The following is a 16,610-nucleotide window of genomic DNA, read 5'->3' as shown; positions in this document are numbered from 1 at the left end:
CCGCCGTGTTGCGGCGCCGTTCATCTGCCGGTCCGTGATGGGAACGTGTCCAGGACCCCCTGGTGTGATCGACGGACTTCTGCCACTGTCCGGTACCTCAGCGCTGAGCTACCTGTTCGGCGGAGCTGCGAGGAGGACCGATGGCGTTCGGCTGGAAGCTCTACGGGGACGGGAAGACCCCGCCGCTGGGTGACGCGGTGGCGCCCGACGAGCGGCTGTCCTGGCCGTTGACCGTCGGCATCGGCGCCCAGCACGTGGTCGCCATGTTCGGCGCCACGTTCGTCTTCCCGCTGATCATGGGGCTGGACGCCAACCTGGCGATCATGATGAGCGGGATCGCCACGATCATCTTCCTGCTCATCGTGCAGGGGAAGGTGCCCTCCTACCTGGGCACCAGCGCCGCGTTCGTCGGCGGCGTCGCGGCGGTCCGCGCCCAGGGCGGGGACAGCTCCGACGTGGTCGGCGCGATCCTCGTCTCCGGCATCGTGCTCGCGCTGGTCGGCCTGCTCATCCAGGCCGCCGGGGTGACCGTGGTGAACCGGGTGCTGCCCCCGGCGGTGACCGGCGCGGTGGTCCTGCTCATCGGCTTCAACCTCGCACCCGTCGCCGCAGGCCTGTACTGGCCGCAGGACCAGTGGGTCGCGCTGGCGACCATGGCGTTCGTCATCGTGGTCTCGCTGGCGCTGCGCGGGTTCTGGGCCAGGATCTCGATCCTGCTCGGCCTGGTCTTCGGCTACCTGCTGTCCCTGCTGCTGGACACCTTCTCCCAGGCGGTCACCTACGACGCGGCAGGCGTGGGGACGGCGCACGACCGGGTCGACCTCAGCGGCGTCGGCGAGGCCTCGTGGTTCGGGCTCCCCGAGCTCACCGCGCCGTCGTTCTCGGTCAACTTCGCACTGCTGGTGCTGCCCGCGGTCATTGCGCTGGTCGCGGAGAACGCCGGCCACGTCAAGGCGGTCGGCGAGATGACCAAGCGCGACCTGGACCCGGTGCTCGGCCGAGCGGTCTTCGCCGATGGTGCCGCCACCGTGGTCGCCACCTCGGTCGGTGGCTCCCCGACCACCACCTACGCGGAGAACATCGGCGTCATGGCCGCCACCCGGGTCTACTCGACCGCGGCCTACTACGTCGCCGCGCTGGTGGCGATCATGCTCGGGCTGGTGCCCAAGTTCGGCGCCATCGTCAACGCCACCCCCGGTGCGGTGCTCGGCGGGATCACCGTCGTCCTCTACGGGATGATCGGTCTGCTCGGCGCCAAGATCTGGAAGGAGAACCGGGTCGACTTCGCCAACCCGATCAACCTGGTGCCCCTGGCGGCCGGGATCATCATCGGCATCGGTGACGTCCAGCTGCGGTTCAGCAGCGAGTACTCCATCGGTGGCATCGCGCTGGGCACGATCGTCGCCGTCGTCGGCTGGCACGTCGCCCGGATGCTGGCCCCGGCGGAGATGAAGGCGTCGCTGTACCAGGAGGGTGGCTTCGCCGCCGGCACCGGCCCGGCTCTCAGGGCCACCGGCAGTCACAACACGGACCCGGGTGGGCCCGACCCCTCCGACGTCGACCGGGTGAACCGGACCCGCTGACCCTCGTGCGCACCGGCCCGGCTCCTCCCGAGGAGCCGGGCCGGTGGCACGTCCGGACCGTCCCGCGACGGCGTGCCTGTACGGATCCCGCCCGGTCACGTGATGATGGCCGCCGACACCAGCCGGGACGCCTGATCAGCACGGACAGCCAGGAGGCCACGTGGACTTCCGACTCCAGCTCGTCACCGTCCCCGTCTCGGACGTGGACCGGGCCAAGGTGTTCTACGTCGACCAGGTCGGCTTCCAGGTCCAGCAGGACGTCGAGGTCGACGAGGGCCACCGGTTCGTCGAGCTCGTGCCACCGGGTTCGGCCTGCTCGATCGCCCTGACCGCCGGCTACGTCGACGCCGAACCCGGCTCGCTGCGCGGCGTGCAGCTCGACGTCGACGACGTCCACGAGGCACACGCCGCCCTGCGCGCCGGCGGTGTGGCGGTCACCGACGTCCAGGAGCACCCCTGGGGCAGCTTCTGCTTCTTCGCCGACCCCGACGGCAACGGCTGGTCGGTGCACCAGCCGCCCCGCCTCGGCTGAACACCCGGTCGGGGGCGGCGCGCGGGCGTGAGCCCCGCCGTCCCGGGGCACTGGGGCTCCGGGGCCGCACCGGTCGGCCCGGGAGAGAGGGACGCATGACGGAGAACAGCCGGCCGCTGCAGGGGAAGGTCGCCCTGGTCACGGGGGCCTCGTCGGGGATCGGCGAGGCGACCGCGGTCGCGCTGGCCGAGGCCGGGGCGGCGGTCGCCATCGGCGCTCGGCGCAAGGACCGGCTCGACGCGCTGGCCACGAAGCTGCGGAACGACGGTGCCCGGGTGCTGCAGCTGGACCTGGACGTCACCGACGAGCAGGCCTGCGCCACGGCGATCGCCCGCACCCGCGAGGAGCTGGGCGGGCTCGACGTCCTGGTCAACAACGCCGGGGTGATGCTGCTGGGCACCATCGTCGGCGCCGACCCGGAGGACTGGCGCCGCATGATCGACACGAACGTGCTGGGTGTGCTCTACATGACCCACGCGGCGATCGAGGGCATGGTCGAACAGGGGTGGGGCGACGTGGTGAACATGTCCAGCGTCGCCGGCCGGACCGCCCGCAAGGGCGCCGGGGTCTACAACGCCAGCAAGTGGGCGGTGAACGCCTTCAGCGAGTCGCTGCGCCAGGAGGTCACCGGCCGCGGCGTGCGGATCAGCCTGGTGGAGCCGGGTGCGGTGGCCACCGAGCTGACCGACCACATCACCCAGCCCGAGGCCAAGCGGGCCTCGCAGGAGATGGCCGCGGGGATGACGCGGCTGCAGGCGGAGGACATCGCCCGGGCGGTGCTCTACGTGGTCAGCCAGCCGAGCCACGTGGCGGTCAACGAGGTGCTGGTGCGCCCCACCGACCAGGAGCGCTGAGACAGCCAGCAGTGGGGGTCAGCCGGCCTCGAGCACCCGCTGCAGGGTCTCGAGGTCGGCGGCCACCGCTGCGGAGTCGGCCTCGAACTCCTCGGCCGTGGCGCCGGCCGCCCGGCGGAGGGTGAAGACCACCTCGCTGCCGGCGCCGTCGGCGAGCACCCGCACCGGGTTGGTGGTGGTCGTGCCGTCGGGCAGGACGACGTCGTGGTCCAGCACGCCGTACTCGTTGACCGGCACGAACCGCACCAGCACCCGGCCCATCGGTGACTCGGCGACCCACTCGCCGCGCTCCCGTCGGATCCCACTGGCCAGGCCCGCGGCCCACAGCGGCAGGTGGGCCGGGTCGCGGACCCAGGCGTACACCGCGGCGGCGGGGCGGTCGACGGAGACGGTGAGGTGCCGGGACTCGCTCATGCCGGCATCGTGCCAGTCACGGGCTGGCATCGGCGGGGTCACCTGCGACACCCTGCCCATCGTGGACCCCATCTCGGCGCGCACCCGACCTGCGGAGACGGACGACGACCCCCGCTGGGCCCAGGCGCTGGCCAGCGCTGGACGGGCGCAGGGCGCCAGAACACGCCCACGGCTGCTGACCTGGTCATGGGTGCTGGCCCTGACGGTGCTGGCGCTGGCCGGCGTGCTGCTCGTGGCGGTGCTGTCCACGGAGGCACTGGTGCCCGAGCCCGGACCGTCCGGCGGCTGGGAGGCGGCCGGTCTCGCCGTCCAGGGCGCCGGCCTGGCGGTGATGGTCGGCTACGGGTTCGTCGCGTGGCGGACCGGGCTGTTCCAGGCCGCATGGTGGCAGCCGACCGCCGTGCTCAGCCGGGCACAGCGACGCAGCCTGCACGCCCAGGTCCGCGGGCGGGCGGCGGTCGACCCGGCGCGGCTGCCGCTGGCCAGGGCCCAGGCCCGACGGCTGCTGCTGCAGCGCGACCAGCTCCTGCTGCTCGTCGGTGTCCTCGTGCAACAACTGGGGCGCGCGATCGGTGATCCGACGCCGTCGACCGTGGCCTTCACGGCGGTGGCGACGGGTGTCCTGCTCGCCGTGGCCGGGCTGATGTGGCGGCAGGGCCGACGGGCGGCGCGGTTCCTCGCCGACCACCCGGACCCCGGGTCCCCGGTCTGACCGCATCGATCCGGCCATCGTCCGGGGCGGGACGGCCAATGCGGGTGCGACGACCGGAAACCGCCGGATCCCGTCGGCGGCGCCCCCTAGCGTCCGGTGCGTGTCCAGCCCCGCCCCGCGCGACCCGCTCACCCTCCTCGCCGTCAGCGTCACCGTCCTGGCCTGGGCGTCGGCGTTCATCGGCATCCGTGCGGTGGGCGAGGACCTCTCACCCGGGGCACTCGCGCTCGGCCGGCTGGCCGTCGGCACCGCCGTCCTCGGTGCGCTGCTCACCCGGCGCGGCTGGGTGGCACCGACCGCGGGGGAGTGGCGGCTGCTCGCCGTCTGCGGGATCGGCTGGTTCGGCATCTACAACGTGGCGCTCAACGCCGCCGAGCAGCACCTGGACGCCGGCACCACGGCGATGCTGGTCAACATCGGCCCGGTGCTGATCGCGGTCTTCGCCGGCCTGCTGTTGGGCGAGGGCTTCCCGCGCTGGCTGGTCATCGGCCTGGGCGTGGCCTTCTGCGGGGTGCTGCTGATCGGCTTCGCCACCCGCAGTGCCGGTGCCGACCTGCTGGGCGTCGCGCTGTGCGTGGTCGCCGCGGTCACCTACGCCGCCGGCGTCGTGGCGCAGAAGCCGTTGCTGCGCCGGCTGCCCGCGCTGCAGGTGACCTTCACCGCCTGTGCGATGGGGGCGGTCTGCTGCCTGCCCTGGGCCGGGGTGCTCGTCGACGAGCTGGGCACCGCGCCCGCGTCCTCGATCGCCGGCACCGTCTACCTCGGGGCAGTGCCGACCGCGCTGGCGTTCAGCACCTGGGCCTACGCGCTGCGCCGGATGGACGCCGGCCGGCTGGGAGCGACCACCTACCTGGTGCCGCCGATCGTCGTGCTGCTGGGCTGGGGGCTGCTGGACGAGGTGCCGCCGGCACTGGCCGTCGTCGGGGGCGGCGTCTGCCTGCTGGGCGTGGCCCTCTCCCGCCGGCGCACCCGGGTGCGCAGGCCGGTGCCGGTGCCGCAGGAGGCGGGGACCTCGACCGTCTAGCGGGGGCCGGGCTCTCCGCCGCCGGGCAGCGCGGTCACGACCGCGTCCAGCGCACCGGGCACCAGGGAGAAGTAGGCCCAGACCCCGCGCTTGTCCCGGGTGAGGAAGCCGGCGTCCACCAGCACCTTGAGGTGGTGGGACACGGTCGGCTGGGACAGGCCCAGCGGCTCGGTGAGGTCGCAGACGCAGACCTCACGGCCCTCGTTGCCGGCCACCAGGGCGAGCACCCGGAGCCGGGCCGGGTCCGCCAGCGCCTTGAGGGTGCGGGCCAGGTCGGCGGCCTGCTCGGCGCTCATCGCGCCGGCGAGCTCGGCGGGGGAGCACCCGGGCGCACCGACGTCGACCAGCTCGAGGTCCAGCCCCGCCGTTCGGCTGCTGTTCACCCGGCCAGTATCGACGGGGCATTGACGGCTGTCGATACCCCCGGCATCCTCTGGGACAGATAGACCGACGTCGATGCACAGCCTCCCGCACCGGGGGCAGAGGAGCAGCCCACCCCATGAGCGATCTCGCCGCGGAGACCCCCCGCTCCGGCACCGACCTCGAGACCCCGGTGCTGGCCCGGTTGTCCACCCTGGACCGCTTCCTGCCGGTGTGGATCGTCGCCGCGATGGTCCTCGGCCTGCTGCTCGGCCGGTTCGTCCCCGGGCTGGACGACGCGCTGGACGCCGTCCGGGTCGGTGAGGTCAGCCTGCCGATCGCCATCGGGCTGCTGCTGATGATGTACCCGGTGCTGGCCAAGGTGCGGTACTCCGAGCTCGACCGGGTGACCGGGGACCGGAAGCTGCTGGGCGCCTCGCTGGCGCTGAACTGGCTGGTCGGGCCGGCGCTGATGTTCGCGCTGGCCTGGCTGCTGCTGCCCGACCTGCCCGAGTACCGCACCGGGCTGATCATCGTGGGCCTGGCCCGGTGCATCGCCATGGTGCTGATCTGGAACGACCTGTCCTGCGGCGACCGGGAGGCCGGGGCGCTGCTGGTGGCGATCAACTCGGTCTTCCAGATCCTCGCCTTCGCCGTCCTCGGCTGGTTCTACCTCCAGGTGCTGCCCGGCTGGCTGGGGCTGTCGACCACGTCGGCGGAGTTCAGCTTCTGGGCGATCGTGCTCTCGGTGCTGGTCTTCCTCGGCATCCCGCTGGTCGCCGGCTTCCTGACCCGCACGATCGGCGAGCGCGCCAAGGGCCGCGACTGGTACGAGGGGACGTTCCTGCCGAAGATCGGCCCGGTCGCCCTCTACGGCCTGCTGTTCACCATCGTCATGCTCTTCGCCCTCCAGGGCGACGCGATCACCTCCAACCCGTGGGACGTCGCCCGGATCGCGCTGCCGCTGCTGGCCTACTTCGCGCTGATGTTCGGCGGGTCGTTCCTGCTCGGCATGCGGCTGGGGCTGGGCTACGCCAAGACCGCGACCCTCGCCTTCACCGCGGCCGGCAACAACTTCGAGCTCGCCATCGCGGTGGCGATCGGCACCTTCGGGGTCACCTCCGGGCAGGCGCTGGCCGGCGTCGTCGGGCCGCTGATCGAGGTGCCGGTGCTGGTCGGGCTGGTCTACGTCTCCCTCTGGGCCGCCCGCCGCTGGTTCCCTGGTGACCCGACCGTCCCCGCCGTCCCCGACCCCTCCCGGAGGAACGCATGACCAAGCCCAGCGTCCTGTTCGTCTGCGTGCACAACGCCGGCCGCTCCCAGATGGCCGCCGGCTGGCTGCGCCACCTGGCCGGGGACGCGGTCGAGGTGCGCTCGGCCGGTTCGGTGCCCGGCGACCAGGTCAACCCCTCGGCCGTCGCGGCGATGGCCGAGGTCGGCATCGACATCTCCGACCAGCGGCCCAAGGTGCTGACCACCGACGCCGTCGAGGCCTCCGACGTCGTCATCACCATGGGCTGCGGGGACGCCTGCCCGGTCTTCCCCGGCAAGCGGTACCTCGACTGGGCCCTGGAGGACCCGGCCGGCAAGGGCGTGGAGTCCGTACGCCCCATCCGGGACGACATCGAGGGCCGGATCCGCAGCCTGCTCGCCGAGCTGCAGGCGCCCGCCACCCGATGACCGGCCGGCCCAGCGTGCTGTTCGTCTGCGCGCGCAACTCCGGGAAGTCGCAGCTGGCCGCAGCGCTGATGGCGGACCTGGCCGGGGACGCCGTCGAGGTGCGCTCGGCCGGGACGGCGCCCGGCGACGCGCTGAACGAGCAGTCGGTCCGAGCCCTGCAGGAGCTGGGCATCGACATCTCCGGCGAGCGCCCGAAGCCGGTCACCGAGCAGCTGGTGCGGGACGCCGACGTCGTGGTGACCCTCGGCCAGGAGGCCCGGGTCGAGCCGGTGACCGGCACCCGTCTCCTCACCTGGGACGTCGACGAGCCGTCCGCGCGCGGCGTCGAGGGCATGGACCGGATGCGGCTGGTCCGGGACGACATCGCCCGTCAGGTGCGGTCGCTGGCCGCCGAGCTCGGCGTCGACCTGCGCCGGCGGTGAGCCCGGGGCGCGACCGCGGGTGCGGCCTCCGGTCAGGCGGGGGCGCCGGCGTCCTGGTCGGCCGTGAGGTGGGTGACCGGGACGTCCGTGGCCTTGCGCAGCCGGGCCGGGAGGTCGCGGCGCAACCACTTCGAGAGCCCGTGCGGCAGGATGGAGACGACGATCTCGTCGGCTGCGACGTGCTGGAGGGCCTCGCGGACCGCCTCGAGCACATCCGGGTCGCCGACCTCGCCGTCGACCGTGGCACCCAGCGTCCGGAGGTGTTCGAGCGCCTGCTCGAGGCGCTGGGCGGCCACGGCATAGGCGCGGTCGGCAGCCGAGGGTCCCAGGCTCGCGTAGGCGCTGGGGCCGTCCAGCTGGTCGTCCAGCGGCGTGGCCGGGGCCACGACGTGGAACTCGTGCGGTTCGGCGGCGATGCGTCGTTCCACGGCGGCACTGAGGGTGTCGGTGGTGAGGGTCTGGTTGGCGACGATCAGGCAGTGGCGCATGCTCGTGCTCCGGTTCGGTCGGTGACCCGCAGACGCCGTCATCGTGGCGTGGATCACGGTGGTGCGCCAGGGGTGCTGGGGGACGATGTCGGCGTCCGGACCCGACTCGATCGGGGCGCGAGGGCAGGAGCCGAGCTGCAGACCGGGAACGAGGAGTCGGTGTGACCGTCGGACCAGGCCTGTCCCGCCGGCTCGGCACCGGCGACGCCGTCGTCATCGGGCTGGGGTCGATGATCGGGGCCGGCGTGTTCGCCGCCTTCGCCCCGGCCGCGCAGGCCGCCGGCGCGGGGCTGCTGATCGGGCTGGCGATCGCCGCCGTGGTCGCCTGGTGCAACGCCACCGCGTCGGCCCAGCTCGCCGCGCAGTACCCCGCCTCCGGGGGCACCTACGTCTACGGGCGGGAGCGGCTCGGGGACTGGTGGGGCTTCCTCGCCGGCTGGGGGTTCGTGATCGGCAAGACGGCCAGCTGCGCGGCGATGGCGCTCACCTTCGCCGCGTACGCCGCGCCGGCCGGCTGGCAGCGCCCGGTCGCCGTGGCAGCCGTGCTCGCGCTCACCGCGACGAACTACCGCGGCGTCACCCGCACCGCCGGGCTCACCCGGGTCATCGTCACCGTCGTGCTGACCGCGCTGGCCGTCGCGGTCGCCGCGATGCTCCTCGGCGGTCCGGCGGGCGGGACGGCACCGGGGGACTGGGCGGTCGAGGGCGGCGTCCTCGGGGTGCTGCAGTCGGCGGGGCTGCTGTTCTTCGCCTTCGCCGGCTACGCGCGCATCGCGACCATGGGCGAGGAGGTCCGCGACCCGGCGCGGACCATCCCGCGCGCGGTGCTGCTGGCACTGGGCCTCACCGTCGCGGTCTACCTGGTGGTCGCGGTGTCCCTGTTGACGACGCTGGGCGCCGACGGCATCGCCGCCACCGCCGAACCGCTGGCCGCCGCCGTGGCCGCCGGCAGCTGGGACTGGGCCGGGCCGGTCGTGCGGATCGGCGCGGCCGCGGCGGCGCTCGGCGCGCTGCTGGCGCTGATCGCCGGCGTCGGCCGGACCAGCCTGGCGATGGGCCGGCAGGGCGACCTGCCGCGGTACCTGGCCGCGGTCCACCCGCGCTTCTCCGTGCCGCACCGGGCCGAGGTCAGCGTCGGCGTCGTCGTCTGCCTGCTCGTGCTGACCGTCGACCTGCGCGGCGCGATCGGCTTCTCCTCCTTCGGGGTGCTGCTCTACTACGCCGTCGCCAACGCCGCGGCGTTCACCCAGGACGGCGCGCACCGCCGGTTCCCCCGGGCGCTGCAGGTCCTCGGCCTGGTGGGCTGCCTGGTCCTGGTGGCGACCCTGCCGTGGCAGGCCGTGGTCACCGGCACCGCGGTCTTCGCCGTGGGCATCGCCTGTCGGGCCACCCGGCTGCGACTGGCGGCCCGGTGATCCCCTGACGGAGGTGCGGGGGTCAGCGGTCTGAGGAGGAGGCCCCGGAACCGACCGGCTGCGGGGCCGCACCGCAGCAGCTCACCGCCGCGGGCTCCTCGGCCGACCACCCGTGGGCACGGCCGGTGGCGAAGCCGACTCCGGCGGACTCGGCGGTCTCCCGGGCGCCCAGGTCGGTGCTGCAGACGCCGGTCGAGGGCAGGTGCAGCTGCACCGAGTCCGCGGCCTCGGTGTCCCCGGCCAGCGCGGCGGCGATCGAACGCACCTGCTCGTAGCCGGTGGCCAGCAGGAACGTGGGAGCGCGCCCGTAGGACTTCATGCCGACCAGGTAGAAGCCCTCGTCGGGGTGGGCCAGGTCGCGGTGCCCGTGCGGCGGCACGGTGCCGCAGGAGTGGGAGTTCGGGTCGATCAGGGGCGCCAGCCGGGCCGGGGCCTCGAGGGCGGGGTCGAGGTCGAGCCGCACCTCGCGCAGCACGTCCAGGTCGGGGCGGAAGCCGGTGGCGGCGGCCACCGCGTCGACCACCAGCTCCAGCGGGGCGCCGTCCCGGCCGGTCCCGAGCAGCCGCAGCCGGCCGTTCCCGGTCGGTGCGAGCTCGGTCCAGGTGACCTCACGGTGCAGCTCGACGTGCCCGGCCTGGACGGCGGCCTTCAGCGTCGAGCCGAGCAGCCCGCGGGCGGGGAGTCCGTCGGAGTCGCCGCCGCCGTAGAGCCGGGCGGGGGAGCGGCCCCGGATCGTCCAGCTGATCCGCGTGCCGGGCTCGCGCTGCTGCAGCTCCACCAGGGCCAGCAGCGTGTTCGCCGCCGAGTGGCCCATGCCGACCACCACGGTGTGCTTCCCGGCGAACCGGGCGCGGTCCCGGCCGAGCACGTCGGGCAGCGGCCCGACCAGCCAGTCGCCGGCCTGCTCCTCCCCGATCGCGGGGAGGCCGGCGGCGCCGAGCGGGTTGCGCTGCCCCCAGGTGCCCGAGGCGTCGACGACCGCCCGGGCGGTCACGTCCTGCACCCGGCCGTCGACGACGGTGCGCACCACGTACGCCCGGCCCTCCCGCCCGACGGTGCGGGTCTTGTCCACCCCGGCCCGGCTGACCGCGACCACCCGGGTGCCGGTGCGGATCCGGCCGGCCAGCTGCGGCGTCGCGGCCAGGGGCGCCAGGTACCGCTCGACGAGCTCGGCGCCGGTGGGCAACGCGGTCCGGTCGGGGGACTCCCACCCGGTCTGCTCGAGCAGCCGGACGGCGGCGTCGTCGACGTCGTACTCCCACGGGGAGAACAGCCGCACGTGCCCCCAGTCCCGCACCGCGGCCGCGGGGTGGTCACCGGCCTCCAGCACAAGCGGTTCCAGGCCCCGCTCCAGCAGGTGTGCGGCGGCGGCCAGGCCCACCGGGCCGGCGCCGATCACCACGACCGGCAGGTCCTTCGTCGTGTACGCGCTCATGTCGTGCTCACGTCCTCGCTCGTCGGTGATCCGTCCAACGTCGAGGCACGTTAACAGCGAACGCTGTTGACAACAACCACCGTATGGCAGACTGGTCGGCATGCGCCAGGACCTGGACGTGCGACTGCTCGACGTCGACGAGCTGACCTCTCCCGCCGACCGTGCCCGCCTGCTCGCCCCGCAGCTCAAGGCGCTCGGCGACCCGAACCGGCTGCACCTGCTCCTGCTGCTGGCCGAGGGCCCGCGCACGGTCCGGGAGCTGACCGACGCCGCCGGCATGAGCCAGACCCTGGTCAGCCACCACCTGGCGCCGTTGCGCGAGCAGGGGCTGGTCACGATCACGCCGAAGGGCCGCAGCAACGTCTACGCGCTGTGCTGCGAGGCCCTCGCCGGGCCGGTGAAGGCGCTGGCCACGCTGGCGGCGCTGACCCCCGAGGGCGCCGACGCCTGCTGCTCCTGATCAGACCTGGGCCGTCCGTCAGCGCCGGCGGGGGGCCCAGGGGTCGTCGGGGTCGAAGTCGTCGGACTCCTCCACCGGGGTGCCCGCGGCGCTGGTGCCCACCGGTGTCGCACCCTCGGACGGGCGGTGGGCGGCGGCCTCCAGGGCGGCGTCCCGCTCCGCGGCCCGCTGGGCCCGCTCCAGCCGGGCGTCCTCCCGCAGCTGCCGGCGGCTCGGCGTCCCGTCGGGGTTGGTGAGCGCCAGCCAGTCGTCCTTCTGCCGCCAGAGCGTCGCGCCGGCCAGGGGGAGGCCCAGCGGCACGACGTAGCCGGCCACCCGCTCCATGCCACCCTCGCCGAGCCCGACGAAGACCGCCGAGGCGAAGAAGATCGTCGCGATGACGCCGACCAGCCCGAGCAGGGCCAGCGTGGTGCCCAGCGCCTCCGAGCGCGGCCGCACCCCGTAGGCCAGCGCGATCAGCCCGATCCCGCCGCCGAGGAAGTGTGCGCCGGCCGCGATCGTGTGGACCGTGGTGTTGCCGTCGGAGGGGAAGAGCCCGACCAGGAGCACCCCGAGCCCGGCCACGACCAGCACCGGGCGGGCCAGCCGGCCACCCGTGCCGGCCAGCCCCGGCCGCAGCAGCAGTGCCCCGGTGATGATCAGCACCCCCTGCAGGACGAAGGAGGCGTTCATCAGCAGCCGGGCGGGCGAGGTCGCCGTCCCCAGGTCGCTGATCACGTCCGCGGAGTACGAGTAGCCCTCGTACTGCAGCGCCGCGATCGCCTCGACGACGAAGAACTGCAGGGTCAGCACCCACGCGAGCCCGCCCCAGCGGTACCGGCTGTCCGTCACGGTGAGCCATGGTCCCAGCCCCGGCTGTGCGACCGGGAGACTGGCCGGTGTGACCATCCGCTCCATCGCCCTGTTCGTGCTCGCCGCCCTGCTGGAGATCGGCGGCGCATGGCTGGTCTGGCAGGGCCTGCGGGAACACCGCGGCTGGCTCTGGGTGGGCATCGGGATGGTGTCGCTGGCGCTCTACGGCATGGTCGCCACGCTGCAGCCCGAGGCCGCCTTCGGCCGGGTGCTCGCCGCCTACGGCGGCGTCTTCGTCGCTGGGTCGCTGCTCTGGGGGATGGCCGCCGACGGCTTCCGGCCCGACCGCTGGGACGTCGCCGGCGCGTTGGTCTGCCTCCTCGGCGTCGCGCTGATCATGTACGCGCCCCGAGGCGCCTGAGCGCACCGTTCAGGCGCCGGGCCGGGTCCGGGCGTGGCCGAGCACGGCCGCGTACTGGTCGGGCGACAGCCACGACGGGTTGCTCCCGGCGGGCATCCGCAGCACCTCGGCCGAGCGGGTCGCCGGGTCGGCCAGCAGTTCCGCCCGGTCGACCGGGTCGGCCAGTCGGGTCCACCGGACGGCGACCGCCGGCCCGCCCGGGGCCGCGGCGTCCACCGGCCCGGCCAGCTCACCGAGGGCGTGCACCCCGGGCCGGTCGCGGCCGCTCACCCACAGCAGGCACGGCCGGCCCGGGGTCATCAGCGCGAGCCGGTAGGAGGGCCGGACGCACCGGTCCAGCACGGCGACGGCGCCGGGCTGCCAGTCGGGGAGCAGTGCCTCCGGCGGCCGGCTGCTCTTCAGCACCCAGCAGGCGACGTCCTCGGCGGTCAGCTGCGGCACGCCCTGAGCCAACCAGCTCGCCTCGCGTGTCGGAGCTTGAACGGTCGTGCACCACCGGGTCTCGCGCTGCCGAGTGTCGGTCGCTCGCCTACCGTCGGCCGCGTGTCGCTCCCCGCGGTGTCCTGGGCATCCGTCGAGTCCCGTGCCCGCACCGTGGCCGCCGGCCCCGTCGTCCGCTCCGGCGGCGAGGACCACCTGCTGCTGCACGATCTCGTCACCGACTCCCGGGCGGTGACCCCCGGCTGCCTGTTCGCCTGCGTGCGCGGGGCGCACAGCGACGGCCACCGGTTCGCCGAGTCGGCCCTGGCCCGCGGCGCCGCGGCGCTTCTCGTCGACCGGCCGCTGCCGGTGGCGGCGCCCCAGCTGCTGGTGCCCTCGGTCCGGGCCCTGCTCGGCCCGCTGGGCGCACTGCTGGCCGGGGACCCCGGGGAGCAGCTGCGGCTGGTCGGCGTGACCGGCAGCAACGGCAAGACCACGACCAGCACGCTGGTGCGTGGGGTGCTCGAGGCGGCGGGGGAGTGCGCCGGGGTGGTGACCACGCTGGGTGCGCGGGTCGCCGGGCAGACCCGGGGCACCCGGCTGACCACCCCGGAGGCGCCGGAGCTGCACGGGCTGCTGCGCTGGATGCTCGAGGCGGGCGCCACCAGCGCGGTGGTCGAGGCCTCCTCCATCGCGCTGGACGTCGGCCGGGTCGACGCCGTCCACGTCGAGGTGGCGGTCTTCACCGGCTTCGAGGAGGACCACCTCGACCACCACGGCACGATCGAGCAGTACTGGGCGAGCAAGGCGCTGCTGTTCACCCCGGAGCGCGCCGACAGCGCCGTGATCGTGGTCGACGACCCATGGGGCCGCCGGCTGGCCGACCAGGCGCGGGTGCCGGTGGCCCGGGTGGCCACCCGGCCGGGGGAGCCGGCCGACGTCCGGGTGCTGGCCTGGCGCACCGGCGCGGACGGCACCAGCCTGGTCGTCGAGGACGACGGCGGGCGGCACTGGGTCTGCTCGCCGTTGGTCGGCCGGGTGCACGTGGGCAACATCGCCGCGGCATGGGCGACCGGCCGCTCGCTCGGGCTGGCGCCGGAGACGATCGTCGCCGGCCTGGCCGCCACCGCGGCACCCGCGGGGCGGAACACCCTGCTGCGCGGGCCGGGCGGCCCGCTCGTCGTCGTCGACTACGCGCACACCCCCCGGGCGCTGGCCGCCGCCGTGCAGACCGCCCGCGACCTCACCGGCCCCGCCGGTCAGGTGCACCTGGTGCTCGGGGCCCGCGGTCGCCGCGACCGGTACAAGCGCCAGGGGCTCGGCGTCTCCGCCCGCGCGGCGGACGAGGTGTGGCTGACCAACGAGGGCAGCCACGGTGAGCGCCCGGAGGCGATCGTCGAGGAGCTGCGGGTCGGGCTGATCGGCAGCACCGCGACCGTGCGCACCGTGCTGGACCGCCGGGAGGCGATCACCGCCGCCGTGGCGGCCGCCGGCAGCCGGGACGTGGTGCTCGTCGTCGGTCGCGGCCACGAGACCACGCTGACCGACGACGGTGCCCCCGTGCCGCTCGACGACGCCGAGGTGGCGCAGGACGCGCTGGACTCCCGGGCCGCCGAGCTGCTGGACGAGCAGGCCTGCTGACCCCCCGCGCTGGGTGCCGAGCTCCACACGGGCAGGCTCCCGGGCGTGACGACGGGGGAGTGGCCGGGCCACCGGGCCGGTGAGCCGGCCTTCCGCCGGGCCGCGACCGCCGTCTTCCTCGCCGGCGTCGCCGTCTTCGTCAGCCTGTACGCCCCGCAGGCGCTGCTGCCGGAGTTCAGCCGCTCCTTCGGGGTGACCCCGGCGGCCTCGACCCTGGTCATCTCGGTCAGCACCGCCGCGCTGGCCGTGGGCCTGCTGGTGCTCGGGCCGCTCTCGGACCGCCGCGGCCGCACCGGCATCCTGCACGCCAGCCTCGCCGCCGCGGCGCTGCTCGCCGTGCTGATCGCGCTGGCCCCCGGGTGGGAGGCGCTGCTGGTGCTCCGCGGTCTGCAGGGCTTCGCCCTGGCCGGGCTGCCCGCCGTGGCGGTGGCCTACCTGCGCGAGGAGCTGCACCCGGCGATGAGCTCGCGGGCGATCGGGCTCTACGTCAGCGGCACCGCGATCGGCGGCCTGTCCGGCCGGCTGCTCACCGGTGTCCTCACCGAGCTGGGCGGCTGGCGGACGGCGCTGGGCGGTGCCGCCGTGGTGGCCGTCGGCTGCGCGGTCGCCGTCCGGCTGCTGCTGCCCCCGGCCCGCCGGTTCACCCCGCTGCTCCGGCAGGGCCGGCTGCTCCGCCAGCTCGGCGCGGCCTTCACCGACCCGGCGCTGCTGGCGCTGTACGGGCTGGCCGCGCTGCTGATGGGCGGGTTCGTCGCCGTCTACAACGCCGGCACCTTCCGGCTGGAGTCCGCGCCCTACTCGCTGACGCCCGCGGTGGCCGGGCTGGTGTTCCTCGCCTACCTGCTCGGGTCGGCGAGCTCACCGACCGCCGGCTGGCTGGCCGACCGGATGGGGCGGCGGGTGGTGGTGCCCGGCGCCGTGGCGCTGATGGCGGCGGGGATCGCCCTGACCCTGCCGACGCCGCTGTGGTGCGTCGTCCTGGGGCTGTGCGTGCTGACCATCGGGTTCTTCGCCGCCCACGGCGTGGCCAGCGGCTGGGTCGCGGCACGGGCCCAGCTGGGCGGTCGGCCGGTCGGGCAGGCCGCCTCGCTGTACTCGTTCTGGTACTACGTCGGCTCCTCGGTGGGCGGCACGCTCGCCGGCCGGGCCTGGCAGGACGCCGGCTGGCCCGGGGTCGCGCTGCTCGCCGGCGGGTGCGCGCTCGCGGCCCTGGTGCTCACCGGCGTGCTCGGCCGCACCCGTTCGCTGCAGCCCTGACCCGGACGCGACGAGGGCGGCGCCCCGGGTGGTCCCCGGTGCGCCGCCCTCGTCGGAGCCGGCTCAGGCCTCGGTGTCTCAGGCCTCGGTGGCGTCGTGCTCATAGGCGCCGGCCGGGTCGGCGTCGTCGGACTGCACCGCCTGGCGCTCGAGCTCGGTGCGGTGCTCGAGGACCTCGTCGGACAGGTGCGGGTCCTTGGCGTGCTCGGTGCGGTCCCGGGGGGCCGGCTCCTCGGGGGTGATCACGTCGTCGAGCGTCGGCTCGTCGTGCGGGCTGGTCATCGCGTCCTCCGCTCTCGTGGCCCGGCGACTCCGGGCGGCGTTCCCTCCCCGGTATCCCGAGAGGGTGCCTGCGCAAACCGGCCCGGTCGCGGGCACGGTCAGTCCGGGAGGCGGTGCCCGGTGACGGTGGACTGCGGGAGACGGCCGGCGCGGGAGTGGCCGTGCAGCTCGTCGCCGGCGACGACGACGTCGAAGGCCAGGCTGAGCCGCAGCGGCCGGGTGATGGTCTGCGTCCACGTCACCCGTTCCCCGTCCTGGTGGGGCGCCGTCCGGACGTCGTGCAGTGGGACCGTCTCGCCCTTCCCGGCGGCCTGGCCGGTGAGGCCGTCGTCGTGCTCGGTGAACGTCATCTCTGCCTCGATGCTGCCGATCGGGGTCCGCATGCGCAGGGCCCAGCGGCCGGGGAGCTGGCTCACGG

20 protein-coding genes and 1 pseudogene are annotated in these 16,610 nt (G+C 74.8%); 13 read left to right on the top strand and 8 right to left on the bottom strand.

The window, feature by feature from the left end; genetic code table 11:
* Positions 1–140 precede the first annotated feature (140 nt).
* From O2W16_RS00435 to O2W16_RS00425, 3 genes and pseudogenes are all read left to right on the top strand, one after another.
* Positions 141–1,583, top strand: a complete 1,443-nt coding sequence (locus O2W16_RS00435) for a uracil-xanthine permease family protein (RefSeq protein WP_269156829.1) — start codon at positions 141–143, stop codon at positions 1,581–1,583.
* 154 nt (positions 1,584–1,737) lie between these two features.
* A pseudogene (locus tag O2W16_RS00430) lies at positions 1,738–2,115 on the top strand (VOC family protein); the annotation flags it as partial.
* A 95-nt stretch (positions 2,116–2,210) separates the two neighbouring features.
* The gene (locus O2W16_RS00425) at positions 2,211–2,969 is read left to right on the top strand and encodes an SDR family NAD(P)-dependent oxidoreductase (RefSeq protein ID WP_269156828.1); all 759 of its coding nucleotides are present in this window, start codon (positions 2,211–2,213) and stop codon (positions 2,967–2,969) included.
* An 18-nt stretch (positions 2,970–2,987) separates the two neighbouring features.
* Here O2W16_RS00425 and O2W16_RS00420 read toward each other — a convergent pair whose 3' ends face one another.
* Positions 2,988–3,383: an SRPBCC family protein gene (locus tag O2W16_RS00420; RefSeq protein ID WP_269156827.1), complete on the bottom strand. Its 396-nt coding sequence runs from the start codon at positions 3,381–3,383 to the stop codon at positions 2,988–2,990.
* A 61-nt stretch (positions 3,384–3,444) separates the two neighbouring features.
* On the opposite strand from O2W16_RS00420, the gene O2W16_RS00415 reads away from it, so the two are divergent.
* Together O2W16_RS00415 and O2W16_RS00410 are read left to right on the top strand one after the other, a co-directional pair.
* Positions 3,445–4,095 carry a hypothetical protein gene (locus tag O2W16_RS00415; protein WP_269156826.1) on the top strand — a complete coding sequence of 217 codons (651 nt, stop codon included), beginning with the start codon at positions 3,445–3,447 and terminating at the stop codon, positions 4,093–4,095.
* A 100-nt stretch (positions 4,096–4,195) separates the two neighbouring features.
* A complete protein-coding gene (locus O2W16_RS00410) occupies positions 4,196–5,119 on the top strand; it encodes a DMT family transporter (RefSeq protein ID WP_269156825.1) in 924 nt (307 codons plus the stop codon).
* On the opposite strand, the gene O2W16_RS00405 is transcribed toward O2W16_RS00410, so the two are convergent.
* Complete coding sequence (locus O2W16_RS00405; RefSeq protein ID WP_269156824.1) at positions 5,116–5,502, bottom strand: ArsR/SmtB family transcription factor; 387 nt, start codon at positions 5,500–5,502, stop codon at positions 5,116–5,118. The genes O2W16_RS00410 and O2W16_RS00405 overlap by 4 nt on opposite strands.
* Before the next feature lie 116 nt (positions 5,503–5,618).
* Here O2W16_RS00405 and arsB point away from each other — a divergent pair, with 116 nt between their 5' ends.
* The 3 genes from arsB to O2W16_RS00390 are packed head-to-tail and all read left to right on the top strand — an operon-like array spanning position 5,619 to position 7,581.
* Positions 5,619–6,752, top strand: a complete 1,134-nt coding sequence (gene arsB, locus O2W16_RS00400) for an ACR3 family arsenite efflux transporter (protein ID WP_269156823.1) — start codon at positions 5,619–5,621, stop codon at positions 6,750–6,752.
* Positions 6,749–7,159: an arsenate reductase ArsC gene (locus O2W16_RS00395; protein WP_269156822.1), complete on the top strand. Its 411-nt coding sequence runs from the start codon at positions 6,749–6,751 to the stop codon at positions 7,157–7,159. Before arsB ends, O2W16_RS00395 begins: the two co-directional genes overlap by 4 nt.
* Positions 7,156–7,581, top strand: coding sequence for an arsenate-mycothiol transferase ArsC (locus O2W16_RS00390; protein WP_269156821.1), 426 nt, complete (start codon positions 7,156–7,158; stop codon positions 7,579–7,581). Before O2W16_RS00395 ends, O2W16_RS00390 begins: the two co-directional genes overlap by 4 nt.
* A gap of 32 nt (positions 7,582–7,613) precedes the next feature.
* On the opposite strand, the gene O2W16_RS00385 is transcribed toward O2W16_RS00390, so the two are convergent.
* Positions 7,614–8,069, bottom strand: a complete 456-nt coding sequence (locus O2W16_RS00385; RefSeq protein ID WP_269156820.1) for a hypothetical protein — start codon at positions 8,067–8,069, stop codon at positions 7,614–7,616.
* 161 nt (positions 8,070–8,230) lie between these two features.
* Here O2W16_RS00385 and O2W16_RS00380 point away from each other — a divergent pair, with 161 nt between their 5' ends.
* Complete coding sequence (locus O2W16_RS00380; RefSeq protein ID WP_269156819.1) at positions 8,231–9,484, top strand: APC family permease; 1,254 nt, start codon at positions 8,231–8,233, stop codon at positions 9,482–9,484.
* A 22-nt stretch (positions 9,485–9,506) separates the two neighbouring features.
* Here O2W16_RS00380 and O2W16_RS00375 read toward each other — a convergent pair whose 3' ends face one another.
* Positions 9,507–10,919, bottom strand: a complete 1,413-nt coding sequence (locus O2W16_RS00375; protein ID WP_269156818.1) for an FAD-dependent oxidoreductase — start codon at positions 10,917–10,919, stop codon at positions 9,507–9,509.
* Positions 10,920–11,019: 100 nt separating this feature from the next.
* Between O2W16_RS00375 and O2W16_RS00370 the strand changes: the two genes are divergently transcribed.
* Positions 11,020–11,379, top strand: a complete 360-nt coding sequence (locus tag O2W16_RS00370; RefSeq protein ID WP_269156817.1) for an ArsR/SmtB family transcription factor — start codon at positions 11,020–11,022, stop codon at positions 11,377–11,379.
* Positions 11,380–11,397: 18 nt separating this feature from the next.
* On the opposite strand, the gene O2W16_RS00365 is transcribed toward O2W16_RS00370, so the two are convergent.
* Complete coding sequence (locus O2W16_RS00365) at positions 11,398–12,210, bottom strand: DUF998 domain-containing protein (RefSeq protein WP_269156816.1); 813 nt, start codon at positions 12,208–12,210, stop codon at positions 11,398–11,400.
* A 49-nt stretch (positions 12,211–12,259) separates the two neighbouring features.
* Between O2W16_RS00365 and O2W16_RS00360 the strand changes: the two genes are divergently transcribed.
* Entirely contained in the window at positions 12,260–12,592 is a 333-nt protein-coding gene (locus O2W16_RS00360; RefSeq protein WP_269156815.1) for a YnfA family protein, read from the top strand.
* Positions 12,593–12,601: 9 nt separating this feature from the next.
* Here the strand turns inward: O2W16_RS00360 and O2W16_RS00355 are convergent, their stop codons facing one another.
* Entirely contained in the window at positions 12,602–13,033 is a 432-nt protein-coding gene (locus tag O2W16_RS00355) for a hypothetical protein (protein ID WP_269156814.1), read from the bottom strand.
* A 102-nt stretch (positions 13,034–13,135) separates the two neighbouring features.
* Here O2W16_RS00355 and O2W16_RS00350 point away from each other — a divergent pair, with 102 nt between their 5' ends.
* Entirely contained in the window at positions 13,136–14,653 is a 1,518-nt protein-coding gene (locus O2W16_RS00350; protein ID WP_269156813.1) for a Mur ligase family protein, read from the top strand.
* A 45-nt stretch (positions 14,654–14,698) separates the two neighbouring features.
* Complete coding sequence (locus tag O2W16_RS00345; protein ID WP_269156812.1) at positions 14,699–15,910, top strand: MFS transporter; 1,212 nt, start codon at positions 14,699–14,701, stop codon at positions 15,908–15,910.
* A gap of 78 nt (positions 15,911–15,988) precedes the next feature.
* On the opposite strand, the gene O2W16_RS00340 is transcribed toward O2W16_RS00345, so the two are convergent.
* Together O2W16_RS00340 and O2W16_RS00335 are read right to left on the bottom strand one after the other, a co-directional pair.
* Positions 15,989–16,192: a hypothetical protein gene (locus O2W16_RS00340; protein WP_269156811.1), complete on the bottom strand. Its 204-nt coding sequence runs from the start codon at positions 16,190–16,192 to the stop codon at positions 15,989–15,991.
* Between the two features lie 98 nt (positions 16,193–16,290).
* Positions 16,291–16,608: a hypothetical protein gene (locus O2W16_RS00335; protein WP_269156810.1), complete on the bottom strand. Its 318-nt coding sequence runs from the start codon at positions 16,606–16,608 to the stop codon at positions 16,291–16,293.
* Positions 16,609–16,610 lie beyond the last annotated feature (2 nt).

The organism is Modestobacter sp. VKM Ac-2984, assembly GCF_026967985.1.
In the GTDB taxonomy this organism is placed as follows: domain Bacteria; phylum Actinomycetota; class Actinomycetes; order Mycobacteriales; family Geodermatophilaceae; genus Modestobacter.
Note: the sequence above shows the minus strand (reverse complement) of the source record. Positions and strands in the feature narration are given on the sequence as shown.